Annotated in this window: 15 protein-coding genes and 1 other RNA gene; 1 reads left to right on the forward strand and 15 read right to left on the reverse strand. The window is 63.7% G+C overall.

The features are described from left to right. The 9 genes from ftsW to mraZ are packed head-to-tail and all read right to left on the reverse strand — an operon-like array spanning position 1 to position 10,219. On the reverse strand, positions 1-1,152 hold the full coding sequence (gene ftsW, locus X735_RS141930; RefSeq protein ID WP_023813142.1) for a putative lipid II flippase FtsW: 1,152 nt from the start codon (positions 1,150-1,152) through the stop codon (positions 1-3). Further along, the gene (gene murD / locus X735_RS141925; protein ID WP_023813143.1) at positions 1,152-2,552 is read right to left on the reverse strand and encodes a UDP-N-acetylmuramoyl-L-alanine--D-glutamate ligase; all 1,401 of its coding nucleotides are present in this window, start codon (positions 2,550-2,552) and stop codon (positions 1,152-1,154) included. The genes ftsW and murD overlap by 1 nt, the downstream gene beginning before the upstream one ends. Before the next feature lie 8 nt (positions 2,553-2,560). Continuing rightward, positions 2,561-3,643: a phospho-N-acetylmuramoyl-pentapeptide-transferase gene (mraY, locus tag X735_RS141920; RefSeq protein WP_013530954.1), complete on the reverse strand. Its 1,083-nt coding sequence runs from the start codon at positions 3,641-3,643 to the stop codon at positions 2,561-2,563. 18 nt (positions 3,644-3,661) lie between these two features. Continuing rightward, positions 3,662-5,119 carry a UDP-N-acetylmuramoylalanyl-D-glutamyl-2,6-diaminopimelate--D-alanyl-D-alanine ligase gene (locus X735_RS141915; protein WP_023813144.1) on the reverse strand — a complete coding sequence of 486 codons (1,458 nt, stop codon included), beginning with the start codon at positions 5,117-5,119 and terminating at the stop codon, positions 3,662-3,664. Beyond that, positions 5,116-6,570, reverse strand: a complete 1,455-nt coding sequence (locus X735_RS141910; RefSeq protein WP_023813145.1) for a UDP-N-acetylmuramoyl-L-alanyl-D-glutamate--2,6-diaminopimelate ligase — start codon at positions 6,568-6,570, stop codon at positions 5,116-5,118. The genes X735_RS141915 and X735_RS141910 overlap by 4 nt, the downstream gene beginning before the upstream one ends. A gap of 54 nt (positions 6,571-6,624) precedes the next feature. Next, complete coding sequence (locus tag X735_RS141905) at positions 6,625-8,334, reverse strand: penicillin-binding protein 2 (protein WP_023813146.1); 1,710 nt, start codon at positions 8,332-8,334, stop codon at positions 6,625-6,627. Beyond that, complete coding sequence (locus X735_RS141900) at positions 8,331-8,726, reverse strand: hypothetical protein (protein ID WP_023813147.1); 396 nt, start codon at positions 8,724-8,726, stop codon at positions 8,331-8,333. The genes X735_RS141905 and X735_RS141900 overlap by 4 nt, the downstream gene beginning before the upstream one ends. A gap of 3 nt (positions 8,727-8,729) precedes the next feature. Then, a complete protein-coding gene (gene rsmH, locus X735_RS141895; protein ID WP_023813148.1) occupies positions 8,730-9,764 on the reverse strand; it encodes a 16S rRNA (cytosine(1402)-N(4))-methyltransferase RsmH in 1,035 nt (344 codons plus the stop codon). Beyond that, a complete protein-coding gene (mraZ, locus tag X735_RS141890) occupies positions 9,761-10,219 on the reverse strand; it encodes a division/cell wall cluster transcriptional repressor MraZ (protein WP_023813149.1) in 459 nt (152 codons plus the stop codon). The genes rsmH and mraZ overlap by 4 nt, the downstream gene beginning before the upstream one ends. A gap of 410 nt (positions 10,220-10,629) precedes the next feature. Between mraZ and X735_RS141885 the strand changes: the two genes are divergently transcribed. Continuing rightward, the gene (locus X735_RS141885; protein WP_023813150.1) at positions 10,630-11,745 is read left to right on the forward strand and encodes a cystathionine gamma-lyase; all 1,116 of its coding nucleotides are present in this window, start codon (positions 10,630-10,632) and stop codon (positions 11,743-11,745) included. A gap of 8 nt (positions 11,746-11,753) precedes the next feature. Here X735_RS141885 and X735_RS01000000166270 read toward each other — a convergent pair whose 3' ends face one another. From X735_RS01000000166270 to X735_RS141865, 6 genes are all read right to left on the reverse strand, one after another. Then, complete coding sequence (locus X735_RS01000000166270) at positions 11,754-11,990, reverse strand: type II toxin-antitoxin system RelE/ParE family toxin (protein WP_348625603.1); 237 nt, start codon at positions 11,988-11,990, stop codon at positions 11,754-11,756. A gap of 60 nt (positions 11,991-12,050) precedes the next feature. Then, positions 12,051-12,326, reverse strand: coding sequence for a type II toxin-antitoxin system ParD family antitoxin (locus X735_RS141880; protein WP_023813151.1), 276 nt, complete (start codon positions 12,324-12,326; stop codon positions 12,051-12,053). A 177-nt stretch (positions 12,327-12,503) separates the two neighbouring features. Further along, positions 12,504-12,913, reverse strand: an RNA gene (gene rnpB, locus X735_RS1000000166870) — RNase P RNA component class A. 50 nt (positions 12,914-12,963) lie between these two features. After that, the gene (locus X735_RS141875) at positions 12,964-13,689 is read right to left on the reverse strand and encodes a lytic transglycosylase domain-containing protein (RefSeq protein ID WP_023813152.1); all 726 of its coding nucleotides are present in this window, start codon (positions 13,687-13,689) and stop codon (positions 12,964-12,966) included. Between the two features lie 208 nt (positions 13,690-13,897). Beyond that, the gene (locus X735_RS141870) at positions 13,898-14,653 is read right to left on the reverse strand and encodes an N-acetylmuramoyl-L-alanine amidase (RefSeq protein ID WP_023813153.1); all 756 of its coding nucleotides are present in this window, start codon (positions 14,651-14,653) and stop codon (positions 13,898-13,900) included. Continuing rightward, positions 14,650-15,369 carry a DnaJ family molecular chaperone gene (locus X735_RS141865; RefSeq protein WP_023813154.1) on the reverse strand — a complete coding sequence of 240 codons (720 nt, stop codon included), beginning with the start codon at positions 15,367-15,369 and terminating at the stop codon, positions 14,650-14,652. Before X735_RS141865 ends, X735_RS141870 begins: the two co-directional genes overlap by 4 nt. Positions 15,370-15,512: the final 143 nt, after the last annotated feature.

Consider the following 15,512-nt stretch of genomic DNA (forward strand, 5'->3'; position numbering starts at 1 on the left):
TCACTCCGCCGGCACGGCGCGTTGCGACAGGCCAAAGCCCATCTGCTTGCGCTTTTCCGGCCGCTTGCGTGTCAGCGCCAGCACCATGCCCATCGAGATGGCGATGGCGATCTGCGAGGAGCCGCCATAGGAGATGAACGGCAGCGTCATGCCCTTGGCCGGCACGAGCTGGAGGTTGACGCACATGTTGATGACCGCCTGCAGGCCGAACACGGTGACGAGACCGCCGACCGCATAGCGGGTGAAATCGTCATGCTCCTTCAGCGCCGTGTTGAGGCCGCGCAGAACGATGAAGGCGAAGATCGACATGATGAAGAAGCACATGATCAGCCCGAACTCTTCGCCCGCGACCGAGAAGACGAAGTCGGCATGGCTGTCGGGAATGACCCGCTTGACGGTGCCCTCGCCCGGTCCGACACCGAACCAGCCGCCATTGATCAGCGCTTCGCGCCCCATGTCGACCTGGAACGTGTCGCCCTCGCCGGTGAGGAACTTGTCGATGCGCAAGGCAACGTGCGGGAACACCGTATAGGCGGCAAAAACGCCGCCGACGCCGGCCGCGCCGAGCGCGACGATCCACAGCCAGGGCAGCCCGGCCATGAAGAACATGATGCCCCAGGTGCCGGTCGTCAGCATGGTCTGGCCGAGGTCCGGTTGCGCCACCAGCAGCGATACGACCAGCACCAGCAGCAGCATGGCGAACAGATTGCCCGGGATGTCAGGCTGGCGCTTGTGCTCGGCGAACAGCCAGGCGCACATGATGACGAAGGCGGGCTTCAGGAATTCCGAGGGCTGGATCGACAGGCCGGCAAGCGACACCCAGCGGCGCGCGCCCTTCACCTCGACGCCGATATAGAGCACCGCCACCATCAGCACCAGCATCAGGCACAGAATGACCAGCGCCATGCGCCGGATCTGCCTGGAATCGAGGAAGGAAACGGCCAGCATTACGCCGAGCGCCGGCACGGTGAAGATGATCTGCCTGGTGGCAAAGTGGAAACTGTCGAGGCCGATGCGTTCGGCCACCGCCGGGCTGGCGGCGAAGGACAAGACGATGCCAAGCCCCATCAGCGACAGGAAAGCCGCCAGGAACCAGCGATCGATCGTCCACCACCAGGTCGCAACCGGACTTTTGTCGAGACGGCTCTGCATTATCGTGCCCCTCCGATGGGTTTCACACCCTCGATAGCATTCGCAGCTTGCCTGAAGGCTTCGCCGCGGACTTCGAAATTCTTGAACTGGTCGAAACTGGCGCAGGCCGGCGACAGCAGCACCACCGCCTCGCCGCTGTCGTCCTTAGCCGCATCATGCGCGGCGTGCTCGACCGCCGCGGCCAGCGTGCCTGAGATCTCGTAGGGAACTGCCTCGCCCAGCGTCGCCGAAAAAGCCGGCGCCGCCTCGCCGATCAGATAGGCCTTGGCAATGCGCGGGAAGAAGCCGCGCAAGGGCTCGATGCCGCCTTCCTTGGGCAGGCCGCCTGCGATCCAGTAGATGCGCGGGAAGCTGGACAGCGCCGGCGCCGCAGCATCGGCATTGGTCGCCTTGGAATCGTTGATGAACAGCACATGATCCTTGCGGCCGACCTGCTCCATGCGGTGCGCGAGGCCGGGAAAGCTTTCCAGCCCCGACTGGATCTCGCCAAGCTCCAGCCCGACCTTGAGGCAAGCGGCGACCGCTGCCAGAGCGTTCTGGGCATTGTGCTGGCCGCGCAGCGAGCCGATGCCTTCGAGGAAGGCGACACGGCTGTAACGGCCGTGCACCGCTTCCATCAAATTGCTGCCGTCGGCGAAATAGCCATCGGTCAGCGGCAGGCGCTTGGAAATGCGGATGACGTGCCGCCCCGCCCGCTCCAGCCGCTCGGCGATCTGCGCGCACCAAGAATCGTCGATGCCGACGATCGCCGTCTCGCTGCCGGCCACCAGCCGCTCCTTGATCGCGGCGTAGTGCTGCATGGTGCCGTGGCGGTCGAGATGATCGGGCGTCAGGTTAAGCAGGATGCCTGCCGTCGGATTGATCGAGGGCGCGAGGTCGATCTGGTAAGACGAGCATTCGACGACATAGTGCCGATCGGGCTCGGGCGGATCGAGCGTCATCACCGCGCGGCCGATATTGCCGCCCATCTGGGTGTCGCGTCCCGCGGCCTTCAGGATGTGCGCGGTCAGCGCGGTCGTCGTCGACTTGCCGTTGGTGCCGGTGATGGCGATGAAAGGCGATGTCGGCGCGCTCAGCATCCGCTCGCGGCAGAAAAGCTCGACGTCGCCGATGATCTCGACGCCTGAACCGCGCGCGAGTTCCACCGTCCAATGCGGCTTGGGATGCGTCAGCGGGACGCCCGGCGACAGCACGAAAGCCGAGAATTTCGCCCAGTCGGCGCCGCGCAGATCAGCGGTCGCGATACCGGCAACGGCGGCCTTGGCAACGCTTTCGGGATTGTCGTCCCAGGCCAGCACGTCCGCGCCGCCCTCGATCAGCGCGCGCGCCGTCGCGATCCCCGAGCCACCGAGCCCGAAGAGCGAAACGCGCTTGCCTGAAAAGGATGCGGCGGGGATCAAAGGGCTTCCTATCTCAGCTTGAGGGTCGACAGGCCGACCAGCGCCAGGATGACGGCGATGATCCAGAAGCGGATCACCACCTGGCTTTCGGTCCAGCCGAGCTTTTCGAAATGATGGTGGATCGGCGCCATCAGGAACACCCGCTTGCCGGTCATCTTGAAGTAGCCGACCTGGATGATGACCGACAGGATTTCCACGACGAACAATCCGCCGACGATGACCAGAACGATCTCGTGCTTGGTGGCGACCGCAACGGTGCCGATCAGGCCGCCCATGGCCAGCGAGCCGGTGTCGCCCATGAAGATCGCCGCAGGCGGCGCATTGAACCAGAGGAAGCCCAGACCAGCGCCGATGACCGCGCCGAGCACGACCGCCAGTTCACCGGTGCCGGGCACGAAATGAATCTGCAGATATTCAGCGAACACCGCATTGCCCGAGAGATACGCGATGACGCCGAAGGAGGCAGCCGCGATCATGATCGGCACGATCGCCAGTCCGTCCAGGCCGTCGGTGAGGTTCACAGCATTGCCGGCGCCGACGATGACGAAGCAGGAGAACGGAATGAAGAACCAGCCGAGATTGACGATGAATTCCTTGGCGAAGGGAAATGTCAGCGACGAAGAGAACGGCGCCTGGCCGTTGTGCATGATCACCCAGGCGGCGATGCCGGCAATGACAAATTCAAGCGCAAGGCGTGCCTTGCCGGAAAAGCCGAGATGCGACTGCTTGGTTACCTTGAGATAGTCGTCGTAGAAGCCAATCGAGCCGAAGCCCAGCGTCACCAGCAGCACCACCCAGACATAGATGCTCGACAGGTTCGCCCACAAAAGCGACGAGCCGATGATGCCCGACAGGATCATCAGGCCGCCCATGGTCGGCGTGCCGGCCTTCTTGAAATGTGTCTGCGGCCCATCGGCGCGGATCGGCTGCCCCTTGCCTTGCCGCAGCCGCAGCGAATTGATGATGGTCGGTCCGAAGATGAAGACGATCAGCGCCGACGTGATCAGCGCCCCGCCGGTGCGGAAGGTGATGTAGCGGAAGACATTGAAGACCGAGACCTTGTCCGCAAAATCGACGAGCAGTGTAAACATGCGTTTTCGTCCCCCGACCTAGGTCTGTTTTCTGGCTGTCGATTCAGCCGGGAATTTGCCCAGCAGCGCATCGACCAATTTTGCAAAACCGATGCCCTTCGACGATTTGATCATCACCACGTCACCCGGCTTAAGCGCGGCAAGCAGCACCGGCTTCAGCTCCTCGACACCAGCGCGGTATTCCGTCTTGATCTCAGCCGGCAGCGCTTCGGCCAGCGCCCGCATTTCCGGGCCGCCGAGGAAGACGGTCTGTGTCCCGGTGCCGACGATGAGTTCGGCAAGGGCTGCATGCAGCTTGGCCGAATGGTCGCCGAGTTCGAGCATGTCGCCGAGCACGGCAATGCGGCGGCCCTCGCCCGTCACAGGCGTCGCGTTGAGCAATGCCATGGCAGCAGCCATCGACGCCGGATTGGCGTTGTAGCTTTCGTCGATCAGCGTGATCGGTCCACCTGGGTGGCTCGAAGTCGAGCCACCGGGATGGCGCAGCACATGGCGCTTGCCGCGCCCGCGCTCGGCGGAGAGATCGGCCAGTGCGAGTGCCGCCTGGTCGAGATCGGCGCCGACCAGATGCACCGCACCCAGCACCGCCAGCACGTTCTGCACCATATGGCGGCCGGGCGCGCCGATCCGCGCCGACACTTCGTGGCCGCCGATCCTGGCGATGATGTCGGAATGATCCGCATGCAGTTCGCATTTGGTGAGCTTGAAGGTGGAGCGCGCATTCTCGCCGAAGCCGTATACGTGCTCGACACCGGCGGCACGGGCCATCTTGTCGAGCAGCTTGAAGCGCGTATCGTCGCGGTTGAGGACGGCGGCCCCCTCGGGCTCCAGCCCCTCGAAAATCTCGGCCTTGGCCTTGGCGATCTCGTCCAGATTCCGGAAGAAACCTAGGTGGGCGGCCGCGATCATGGTGACGATGGCGACATGCGGCCTCACCATCTTGACCAGCGGACGGATCTCGTCGGGATGGTTCATGCCGATCTCGAACACGGCATAGTCGCAATCATCGGGCATGCGTGCCAAAGTCAGCGGCACGCCCCAGTGATTGTTGAAGGACTGCGCCGAGGCATGCACCTTGCCGGCGGCTTGCAGCACATGGCGCAGCGCTTCCTTGGTGGTGGTCTTGCCGGCCGAACCGGTCACAGCGATGATTTTCGCGCTCGAGCGGGCGCGCGACGCAACTCCAAGCTTTTCCAGTGCGACCAGCACGTCCTCGACGACGATGATCGGCGCCGTCAGCCGGCCGAGCGACGGCAGCTTGCCTTCGGCCACCACCAGCACGCCGGCGCCAGCCTTGATGGCGGCGGTTGCGAAGTCATGGCCGTCCATCGCCTCGCCCTTGATAGCGAAGAAGGCATCGCCCGGCTGCAGGCTGCGGCTGTCGATCGAAATGCCTGAAATGCCGTCCGGCATCGGCCCGAGCGGCCGCCCGTCCATGGCGGCAACCAGCGCCTCGGAGGTCCACAGCAAGCTCATGCGGCACGCTCCGTGAGTGCCGCGCGAACCTCCTCGTGATCGGAAAAATGCAAGGTCTCGGAGCCGATCGTCTGGCCCTCCTCGTGCCCCTTGCCGGCCACGATCAGCGTGTCGCCGGCATGCAGCATGGCGACCGCCTCATGAATCGCCTGGCGCCGGTCGCCGATCTCGATGGCACCGGGAGCGGCGGACAAAATAGCGGCGCGGATCGTTTCCGGCACTTCGGAGCGCGGATTGTCGTCGGTGACGATGACGACATCTGCAAGTCGCGTCGCAATCTCGCCCATGATCGGTCGCTTGCCGCGGTCGCGGTCGCCGCCGCAGCCGAACACGACGATGACGCGGCCGGTGGTGAACGGCCGGACCGAGGCCAGAACGTTTTCCAGCGCGTCCGGCTTGTGGGCATAATCGACATAGACCGGCGCGCCGCTGGCGGTGGTGCCGACGAGGTCGAGCCGGCCCGGCGCGCCCTTCAGTTTCTCCAACGCCATCAAGGCCTTGGCGACAGGTGTTCCCGTGGAGATGGCAAGACCCGCCGAAACCAGCGCGTTCGAAATCTGGAAATCACCGGCCAACGGCAGGTCGATCTCGTAGAGCACGCCATCGGCCTCGACTTCGGCGCGTTGGCGGTGGCGCTCGTGCTCGACCCGCTTCAGCCTGAGGAAATCGCCATGGCGGCCGACCGTCAGCACATTGAGCCCGGCAGCCTGTGCGGCCTCGATCGTCGGCGCCGACCATGGATCGTCGGCGAAGATCACGGCCGGTGCGCCCTTCGGCAGCAGCGTGTCGAACAGACGCAGTTTGGCGCGGTGATAGTCCTCGATGGTCGGATGATAGTCCATATGGTCGCGGCCGAGATTGGTGAAGCCGCCGGCGGCCAGCTTCACGCCGTCGAGGCGGCGCTGGTCGAGCCCATGGCTGGAGGCTTCCATCGAAGCGTGGGTGACGCCGGCATCCGCCAATTCCCGCAGCAATTGGTGCAGGGCGACCGGATCGGGTGTCGTCAGCGAGCCATAGTCGTTGCGTCCAGGCGCCACCACGCCGGTGGTGCCGATCGAAGCGGCGGCATAACCGGCCTGCTCCCAGATCTGCCTGGTGAAGGCGGCGACCGAGGTCTTGCCGCTGGTGCCGGTCACCGCGACCATGATCTCAGGCTGCTTGCCGGAATAGCGTGCCGCACTCAGCGCCAGCGCCAGGCGCGGATCGTCGACCGCCAGCACCGGAACCGACAGCCCGGCAATGGTGCTGCCCTTGCCCGCCACGATCGCGGCAGCACCGCGCGAGGCGGCGTCGGCGGCATAAACGGCGCCGTCGGCCTTGGTTCCGGCGAGCGCAAAAAAGACAACGCCCGGTTTTACCTGGCGGGAATCCGAAGAAATCCCTGTAACCTCCAGATCGACGGAAGCTATTCCCTCGACGGGCAGGATACCGGCTAGATCTCTGAGCTTCATCGAGTCCCGTTCACCGCAACAAAATAGCGCGCTGTTGCCGGCGCGCCCTAAGAATCACTGATAGGAAACCAGCGTTGCACCATTTTCATGGCTGAAATCTGGCTTCACGCCAAGCATGGCAGCTGAACGCCTGATGATATTGCCGGCCATGACCCCCGCATTTGCGGCCGCGACATCCGTCATGCCAGGCTTTTCCGGGTGCGGGGCATCGGCAATGGTAAACACCAGATACTGCGGATCGTCCATCGGGAAGGCGGCGACGAAAGTGTTGAAATTCAAGTCCTTGGAGTAACGGCCATTGACGACCTTCTCGGCCGTTCCGGTCTTGCCACCAACGCGGTAGCCGGGGACTCTGGCGTTTCTGGCAGAGCCCTTTTCGGCATTGAGCGAATAGAGGTAGCGCATGCCTTCGACGGTCTTTTCGCTCACCACTCTCTTGGCGGTGGCCATCGCTTCCGCCTGCGTCCGCACCAGAAAGGTGGGGTTCATCAGGAAGCCGCCATTCATCAACGCCGCGCAGCCCACAGCCGCTTGCAGCGGCGTCGTCGACACGCCATGGCCGAAGGCGATGGTGAATGAATTGACCTGTTTCCAGACCTTCGGTTCAGTCGGACGGGCAGTCTCCGGCAATTCGGTCTGCATCCTGTCCAGAATGCCAAGGCGGTGCAGGAATTCGCGATGCCCCTCGATGCCGACCATCTCGGCTTCCCTGGCCGACCCGATATTGGACGAATAGAGGAACACCTCCGGCAACGACAGCACACGGTTCTTGCCGTGGAAATCGTGAATGGCCTGATGGCCGACCCGGATTGGATGCGAAGCATCGAAGCGGCTCGCCATCGTCGCCTTGCCGGAATCGAGCGCCATGGCGGATGTGAAGCTCTTGAAGGTCGAGCCCATCTCGTAGAGGCCCGCCGACATGCGATTCAGCCGGTCCTTGTCCTGTGCATTGTAGGGATTGTTCGGATCAAAATCCGGCACGGAAGCCATGGCCACCACTTCGCCGGTCTTGACGTTGAGCACGACGGCGCCGGCCCCCATGGCACGATAGCGCTCAAGGCCGGCGGCGATCTCGTCGCGCACCACATGCTGCACGCGCAGATCGATCGAAAGCTTTACCGGCTTGAGATCCTTGGCAATGGCAAGGCCCGATGCCTGCAAGTCGCTCAAGCCTTGCTCGTCCACATATTTCTCCATTCCGGAGATGCCCTGGTTGTCGATGTTGGTGAGGCCGACAATGTAGGACGAGGTCTCGCCGCTCGGATAGAAGCGGCGCTTTTCGGTGCGGAAGCCGAAACCGGGAATGCCGAGCTGCATGATGTCGGACTGTTGCTTGGGCGTCAGCTGCCGCTGCAGCCAGACGAAACCGGCGCCGCTCTTCAGCTTATGGTAGGTCTGCTCATAGTCGATGTCCGGAAGCACCGTCGACAGCTTCTCGATCGCCTCGTCGGCGTCGACAATGCGGCGCGGTTCTGCAAACAGCGACGCCGTCTTGATATCGGTGGCCAGCACTTCGCCGTTGCGGTCGACGATGTCGGGCCGCGACGCCGTCACCCGGCTCTGCGGACCGCCCGACATATCGGGGGTCTGGAAGCCGAGATAGACCAGCCGCCCTGATATGGTCGAGAAGATGCCGAAGAACACCGCCATCGTCATGACGATGCGCGTCCTGCCCTTGCCGCCGGTCGCCTTGCGGGCGCCCTCGACCACGATCGATCCATCCTCACTCGTCCTGGCGCGACGCTTCAGCAGTTTGCCGATCATTGGGCGATGCCTCCGGTCACGACGGGATCCTTACTGTCCGAAGGCGCTTGGTCGGAATTGTCGGCCATGCCGCCCTGGCGTCCCGACAGGATGTCCTGGATGTCAAGGGATTTGGCCGGCAGGTCGCCGATGCCGCCGATCTGACGAGCGCTGACCGGCTCGAGTTCGAGCTGCGACTTGTAGAGTTCAGCCAGCTTCTGCAGCCGCGACGGCTGGGTAAGCAGGCTCCAGTCGGCCTTGAGCAGGTCGATCGTGTCCTCCTCATAGCGTATCTGCGCATGGATCTTCTGCACCGAAGCCAATTGTTCCTCGGCCTCGCGCTTGGCCTTGTAGGTAAGGGCCGCGACCGCAACCATGACGGCGATCAGGACAATGTCGCTGGTACGAAACACGTGTTACCTCTCCCCCGGCCGGTCGATACCGGGAAGCTTTGGAAGGCCGAAAATCGAAAAATCACTGCCGCGCGCCGGCGCCTCGGTGCGGATCGCCGCGCGCAGCCTGGCCGAACGGGCGCGCGGATTGGCCGCCACCTCGGCGTCGCCGGCAGTCACGCCGCCGCCCGCCTTGCGGAACGTCGCGGTGCGCGCATGAGCCTCGGGCAGGTGACGTGAGCCGGTCGCAACATCGGCCCGGTCGGCGATGAAGCGCTTGACGATGCGGTCTTCCAGCGAATGGAACGTCACCACGGCGAGCCGACCGCCCGGCTTCAGCGCGCGTTCGGCCGCGAACAGGGCCTTGGCCAGTTCGCCAAGCTCGTCATTGACGAAGATGCGCAGCGCCTGGAACACGCGCGTAGCCGGATGGATCTTGTCCTTCGGCGCCCGGCCGATATGCGTCTCGATGGCATCGGCCAGTTCCAGTGTGCGCTCGAACGGGCGCTTTTCGCGGCGAGCCTCGATCATGCGGGCGATGCGCCCGGCATGACGCTCCTCGCCGAGGAAGCCGAAGATGCGGGCAAGATCGCCCGGCTTGAAGGAATTGACGACATCGGCAGCGCTGAGACCCGATTGCGCCATGCGCATGTCGAGTGGCCCGTCGGCGCGGAACGAAAACCCGCGCTCGGCCTGGTCGAGCTGCATCGAGGACACGCCGATGTCGAGCACGACACCCTCGGCGCTCTCGACATGTTCGTCCAGCGTCGAGAACGGCGCCTGCACCAGCCGCAGCCGGCCGCCGGACTGCGCTTCCAGATCGCGCCCGGCATCGATTGCATCCGGATCGCGATCGATCGCCACAACCGAGGCGCCCGTCGCCAGAATGGCCCTGGTGTAGCCGCCGGCGCCGAACGTGCCATCGATGATGAGGTCGCCCTGCGCCGGCGCCAGTGCTTCGAGCACTTCGGCAAGGAGGACCGGAATGTGGCGGGCCGATCCGCCAACGGCGTGCCCATCGACGGCGTGAGGAAGGTCATCGCCGTGGCCTGCCGTCATTCCGGTCGCTCCCCAGGCTTCGTCCCCTGCCGAAGCTGCAAAAGCCGTGCCCGCGCCTGCGCCCCATAGGCGGCAAGCCGTCCCGGCTCCCAGATCTGAAAGAAATTGCCGCGCCCGACAAAGGCCACTTCCGCCGAAATGCCGGTGTGTTCGCGAATGAAATCGCTCATCGTGATGCGGCCGTCTTGGTCGAGTTTCAAGAAGGTTCCGTCGCCATGGCAGAAGAACGACATATCGTCCGCGGTCTGCAGGAAGGGATCCTCGAGCGCGATGCGCTGCTCGTAGCGGTCGAGCAGATCGAGCCCGCCGACATCCATCGCCGGCAGATCCAGGCAGCGTAGCGCATAGAGTTCCGAATAGCCGCGTTTCTGCACGACGGCACGGAAATGCGCGGGAACGGACACCCGCCCCTTCGCATCGATCCTGCTCACCGAGTTTGACAGAAACCGGTCCATTACACGCTACGGCCGCTTGCGCCGCCGCACCCCTCTCCATCTTGTCGCCGGCGCCGCCGCGGCGCCTTCCCTGGCCCGTATCAGTCTCGTCCGCACGGGCAAAAACCGGCAAACGCGCAGCCGCCGCGGCTGCCCGATTGGCGTACGCTTTACCCTGACGCGGAACGAAGGCTTTGATGTCTGGATGGGATATCATGGGGCACTATGGGCGTCAACGGGAATAGGCTTCACAAACACGCGCGCCGCGACCAATGAGAACAGCCTCGACGACACGTCTCGTCTTTATCGTCTATTAAGCCTAACGAAGCGTTTAGAGCCGCTTGGCCCAACCGGACGCGCCTTGCCGCGCGCCGCTGCCGGGCATAGCGTCTCGCCACATCTCGTCGGTCGCAAACAGGGTTGGAAATTCGATGTCTGAAACAGCAAAGTCACGCGCTGCAGCACTTCCTCATCTGCGTCGCAGCGGGCTTGCCATGGGCGATTCCATTCCCCTGCCCCTGACCATGGCCGCCATTTTTCATGCGCCCGGCGACGCCACCGGCTTCAACCAGTATGGCCGCTTCAGCAACCCGACCTGGGACGCGGTCGAACATATGCTGGCTCATCTGGAGAGTGCGCCGTGCGTTGCCTTCCCTTCAGGAATGGCGGCAATCTCGGCGGCGTTTTTTGCCATGCTCAAGGCCGGCGACCGTATCCTGCTGCCTTCAGACGGCTATCACACGACGCGGGCTTTGGCCGATCGCTTCCTCAAGCCGCTCGGCATCACCTACGATGTCAGGCCGACCTCGACCTTCCTCGATGGCGGCTTCGATGGCTATCGGCTGGCGTTTGTCGAAACCCCTGCCAATCCGGGGCTGGATATCTGCGATATCGCCGCCGTTGCCGATGCTGTTCACAAAGCCGGCGCGATCCTTGTCGTCGACAACACGACCATGACACCCTTCGGCCAGCGGCCGCTCGACCATGGCGCCGATATCGTCGTTGCCGCCGACACCAAGGCACCCAATGGCCACTCCGACGTGCTGTTCGGCCATGTGGCCAGCCGCAATGCCGATATCATCGCCGCCGTGACCGGCTGGCGCGAAGTTTCCGGCAGCATTCCCGGACCATTCGAAGCCTGGCTGGTGCACCGCGGCCTGGAGACACTGGATGTGCGCTTCGATCGCATGTGTTCCTCGGCGGAAGTCATCGCGCGGCGGCTGCAGGGCCATCGGGCAATCAGCGGTCTGCGTTATCCCGGACTGGAAGGCGATCCGTCGCACAACCTTGCCCGCGCCCAGATGGAGCGCTTTGGCTTTCTCATTTCTTTCGAGCTCGCCTCGGAGGACAAGGCCGAGGATTTCATCAACAATTGCGCCTTGATGCAGGCCGCGACATCCTTCGGCGGCGTCCACACCTCCGCCGAGCGGCGCTTGAAGCGAGGCGATGCCGTTGCCGCCGGCTTCGTTCGCCTCTCGGTCGGCTGCGAGCCGGTGGACGAGCTCTGGAAGGCGATCGAGGCGTCACTGGACAAGATCGGCGGCTGACGAAACGGCTACGCGCCGACGTCATCGGCCTCGATGTTGCGCTTGCCATGCAGCACGCGGATTATTTCGATCGCATCGTCATCGACCCGGTACAAGGTGAGATAGTCGCCAACGACCAGATGACGGATGCCTGGCGCGATGTCGTCGCGCGGTGCGCCTAAGAAGGGATAGGTGCAGTTGCCGCCACCGCGCCTCGATGCGATCGAGCAACCGATCGGCCGCAGCCTCGCTGTCGCGTGCAACATGAAGCCAGATCGCGATCAAATCGTCTTCTGCGCGCGCATTCCGGACGATGGGCAGCAGATTCATGCCGCGTCGTCAGATCGCAGGCGTCTCCTCGCTTCAGCCTTGATGTCATCCATTGACGCAAATCGACCAGGCCCGCTGTCGATCCCTTCCTGCACCAGCTTGCGCAATTCCTCGACCGTGTAGCCATGCAGGTCGCGCCGGTCTTTCCACTGTCTGAGCGCGTCGCGGATCACTTCGCTGGCCGATGCATATTCGCCGGCGGCGACTACATCGTCCACCGCCGCCGCCAGTTCCGGCGACAGCGTGATGCTGCGTTTGTCGACCTGTCCCATGAGAAGCTCCCGATGCTCCTTGGCGACGTACGGTACGATTTAATCGCACCGGCTTCAAGCACTGGTCTGCCCTCCCTCGCATAGATGGGCGGACGAACAGGCTTGAATCAACAGGCGCGCCCGAGGGCGCAACCTGTTGATATCAAGAGACTTCTCTTCGATATCGCGGGAGAAAAAATTGCCAGCTGGCCTGTAAGCCGGGTTCTGTATGGCCCTCGCCCCTTGCGAGGCGAGAACGTGGCGGCCATTCATCTTGGGCGCATGTTGCCATGCGCCTCACGCAACCTACCCGGACGGTGAGCCGGAAACAGCCCTCGAGAGTTTCCCCTCGCACCGCCCCTATTCGGTCTTGCTCCCGGTGGGGTTTACCGTGCCGCTCCTGTTGCCAGTCGCGCGGTGGGCTCTTACCCCACCCTTTCACCCTTACCCCGAATCCGGCAAGCCGGATCGTGGCGGTTTGCTTTCTGTGGCACTTTCCCTGGGGTCGCCCCCGCCGGCCATTAACCGGCACCGTGTTTCCATGGAGCCCGGACTTTCCTCACCCACGACCTTTCGGCGTTTGCGGGTGCGGCCGCCCAGCCAGCTGGCAGAGCGTATAAAGGGGTTCACGCCCGAAAACGCAAACGAAAAAGCAGACTTATGCGGGCGATCCCAGCGCAGCCATCTGCACCTTCACCTTGCCGCAATAGGCTGCCGACACCGGGTTCATCCGCGTTGCGGCGTGGCCGGCATTGTATTTCAAAATCGTGCCGCAGGTCGTGCCGCCGCCGAGGCTCCGCGCCATGGCAAGGTATTTCATCCCGTATTTGATGTTGGTGTCGGGATCGAACAGACCCTTGGCGGAGCCGCTATAGCCCATCATCCGAGCCGTGGCCGGCTTGATCTGCATCAGGCCGATCTCGCCGGCGCCGCCGACGATGTTGGGCCGATAGTTGCTTTCGATCTGGATAACCGCCGAGGCGAGCGATACCGGAACGCCTTCGATCGCCGCATAGCGGGCAACGATTGCGGAATACTGCCCGCTGCTGGCCACCGTGGCCGCCGAGGCTGCCGCGTTCCGGACACCGATCGACGCCGTTGCCGTCATGTCGACGGTTTTTCGGCCACGCTTCGTCTGCTTTCTGGCGGACTTCTTCGGCTTGGACCAGCTTGCTTTTTCCATTTTCGCGGAAGCCCGCTTCGTCGCCTTGGCGTCCTGGCCTGCCTTGCCGCTTCTGGCCTGTGGGGCCTTGCCGCCTTTCGCGGATGCCACGACAGGCCCTTGATCGGCTCGCGGGCTGAGGGGCGCGGCATCTGCGGCACTGAAGGCAAAAGTCATTACGCCGGCAGCAAGAGCTGCCGTTAAAACGGTAAATTTCTGCATGTGATCCTGTTCTGTCTGAACCGCGCGAAGATGTTCGCGCAGCAACGCCTAACCAACGTCGGAACAACCCGGGGGCTTGGGGTCCGACATCTACACGTCAGCCGTTTGACGCCCGAATTGGTGTCAAACAAGGCCAGGCAAGTCACTTTGAGTGACAGCTTGTAACTTAAGGATTGGAAAGAATTGCTTGGAAGAGGCTTCCCGGGGGTCAGCGCCTCACGGAAGCAAGCAGCCTTTGCAGCGTCCGCAGCGTCGAGCCGTCGGCAACGCCGTCCACCTTGCGCGGCCGGAAATGACGCTGGAAGGCCTCGACCACCGCCTCGGTCTGCCGGTCGAAAACGCCGGATATTTCAACGCCATAACCGTAGAGCGCCAGCATCGACTGCAACGCTTCGACGTCGCCGCCGGTGTCGCCGGTTGTCAGAGTGGCGCCTCGCCTGACGGGTGCGGCCGCCACGAGATGACCGACACCGGCTTCGAACAGCGTCCGCCACGGAAACCTCTCGCCGGGATCGATCTTGCGCCCCGGCGCAATATCGGAATGCGCGAGTACCCGCTCGGCGGCGATCGAATGCCGACCGGCGATCCCACGGCACAGCCCGATCACCGCATCGATCTGCCGCCGGGGAAAACCGGGATAACCCAGCGAATGCCCCGGATTGACGATCTCGATGCCGACCGAACAGGAATTGATGTCGGCCCGTCCGAACCACGAACTCTTGCCGGCATGCCAGGCGCGGTCGCTTTCCCTGACCATCTGCACGATATGGCCATTCTCGTGGACGAGATAATGCGACGAGACCTCGCTGGCCGGGTCGCAAAGCCAAGCCTCGGCCCCGGCGCCGGTCGCCATACCGGTGTAGTGCAGCACGATCATGTCAGGCCTGGGCGTCTCGTGCCGCGGGCCGAAATTCGGCGATACCCTGACTTCGGCACGTGGCTCGTCGGGCAGAAAGCCGCTCATGCGTGGCGCAGGCCCCGCTCGATCATCTCGTAGGCGGCGTTGATCGCCGCCACCCTGGTGGTCGCGATCTTGATGAATTCCTGAGGCAGGCCGCGCGCGATCAGCCGGTCCGGATGATTGTCGGAAACCAGCTTGCGATAGCGTTTCCTGACCTCTTCGAACGGCTTGCCGCGCTCGATGCCAAGCACGACATAGGGATCCCCGGCGCCGAGATTGACGTGCCGCGCCATGATGGCCTCGTAATGCGCTTCGTCGATGCGGAAAATCTCGGCGATGCGGTGCAGGAAGTGGCCTTCGCGCTCGTGCACCAGCCCGTCGGCCTTGGCGATGTGGAACAGACCGTCGAGTATGTCTTCCAGCATCACGCAATTGGAATGCCCGGAACCGCACATCTGCGCCATCCGCTCGGCATAGGTCTCGAAACCGGCCACGTCGCGTTGGGCGAGATCGAACAGACGCGCCACATTGCGCGTCTCCTTCGGCGGCACTTCGAAGATTTCCTGGAACGCGCGCACCTCGTCCTGGGTGACGATGCCATCGGCCTTGGCCATCTTGGCCGACAGCGCGATCATCGCCACCGAAAAGGCGACACGCCGGCGCAAATCCGCATCGCCGGCGAAAACCGTGCGCACGGCCTCGACCACGTCGGCGACACCCGACGAGGCTGAGGATGAAACGCGGGTGATGAATTCGCCGAGGCGATCCCAAATCGACATGGCCTGCTTCTTAGAGCCACCGCCCGCTCCTATCAAGCCGGGACAGTGCCGCAGGCTTTGCGCGCAAATAGATCGGACTCGAACGCCACGGCGCTCGGACAATATGAAAAAGGCCGGCGCGAGCCGGCCTTTCTCATTCATCA

The organism is Mesorhizobium sp. L2C084A000, assembly GCF_000502875.1.
GTDB lineage: Bacteria > Pseudomonadota > Alphaproteobacteria > Rhizobiales > Rhizobiaceae > Mesorhizobium.

What these genes read in the sequence shown, in the direction of transcription:
- ftsW (WP_023813142.1), bottom strand. Translation starts at nt 1,152, where the DNA reads ATGCAGAGCCGTCTCGACAAAAGTCCGGTTGCGACCTGGTGGTGGACG.
- mraY (WP_013530954.1), bottom strand. Translation starts at nt 3,643, where the DNA reads ATGTTTACACTGCTCGTCGATTTTGCGGACAAGGTCTCGGTCTTCAAT.
- X735_RS141915 (WP_023813144.1), bottom strand. Translation starts at nt 5,119, where the DNA reads ATGAGCTTGCTGTGGACCTCCGAGGCGCTGGTTGCCGCCATGGACGGG.
- X735_RS141910 (WP_023813145.1), bottom strand. Translation starts at nt 6,570, where the DNA reads ATGAAGCTCAGAGATCTAGCCGGTATCCTGCCCGTCGAGGGAATAGCT.
- X735_RS141905 (WP_023813146.1), bottom strand. Translation starts at nt 8,334, where the DNA reads ATGATCGGCAAACTGCTGAAGCGTCGCGCCAGGACGAGTGAGGATGGA.
- rsmH (WP_023813148.1), bottom strand. Translation starts at nt 9,764, where the DNA reads ATGACGGCAGGCCACGGCGATGACCTTCCTCACGCCGTCGATGGGCAC.
- mraZ (WP_023813149.1), bottom strand. Translation starts at nt 10,219, where the DNA reads ATGGACCGGTTTCTGTCAAACTCGGTGAGCAGGATCGATGCGAAGGGG.
- X735_RS141885 (WP_023813150.1), top strand. Translation starts at nt 10,630, where the DNA reads ATGTCTGAAACAGCAAAGTCACGCGCTGCAGCACTTCCTCATCTGCGT.
- X735_RS01000000166270 (WP_348625603.1), bottom strand. Translation starts at nt 11,990, where the DNA reads ATGTTGCACGCGACAGCGAGGCTGCGGCCGATCGGTTGCTCGATCGCA.
- X735_RS141880 (WP_023813151.1), bottom strand. Translation starts at nt 12,326, where the DNA reads ATGGGACAGGTCGACAAACGCAGCATCACGCTGTCGCCGGAACTGGCG.
- X735_RS141875 (WP_023813152.1), bottom strand. Translation starts at nt 13,689, where the DNA reads ATGCAGAAATTTACCGTTTTAACGGCAGCTCTTGCTGCCGGCGTAATG.
- X735_RS141870 (WP_023813153.1), bottom strand. Translation starts at nt 14,653, where the DNA reads ATGAGCGGCTTTCTGCCCGACGAGCCACGTGCCGAAGTCAGGGTATCG.
- X735_RS141865 (WP_023813154.1), bottom strand. Translation starts at nt 15,369, where the DNA reads ATGTCGATTTGGGATCGCCTCGGCGAATTCATCACCCGCGTTTCATCC.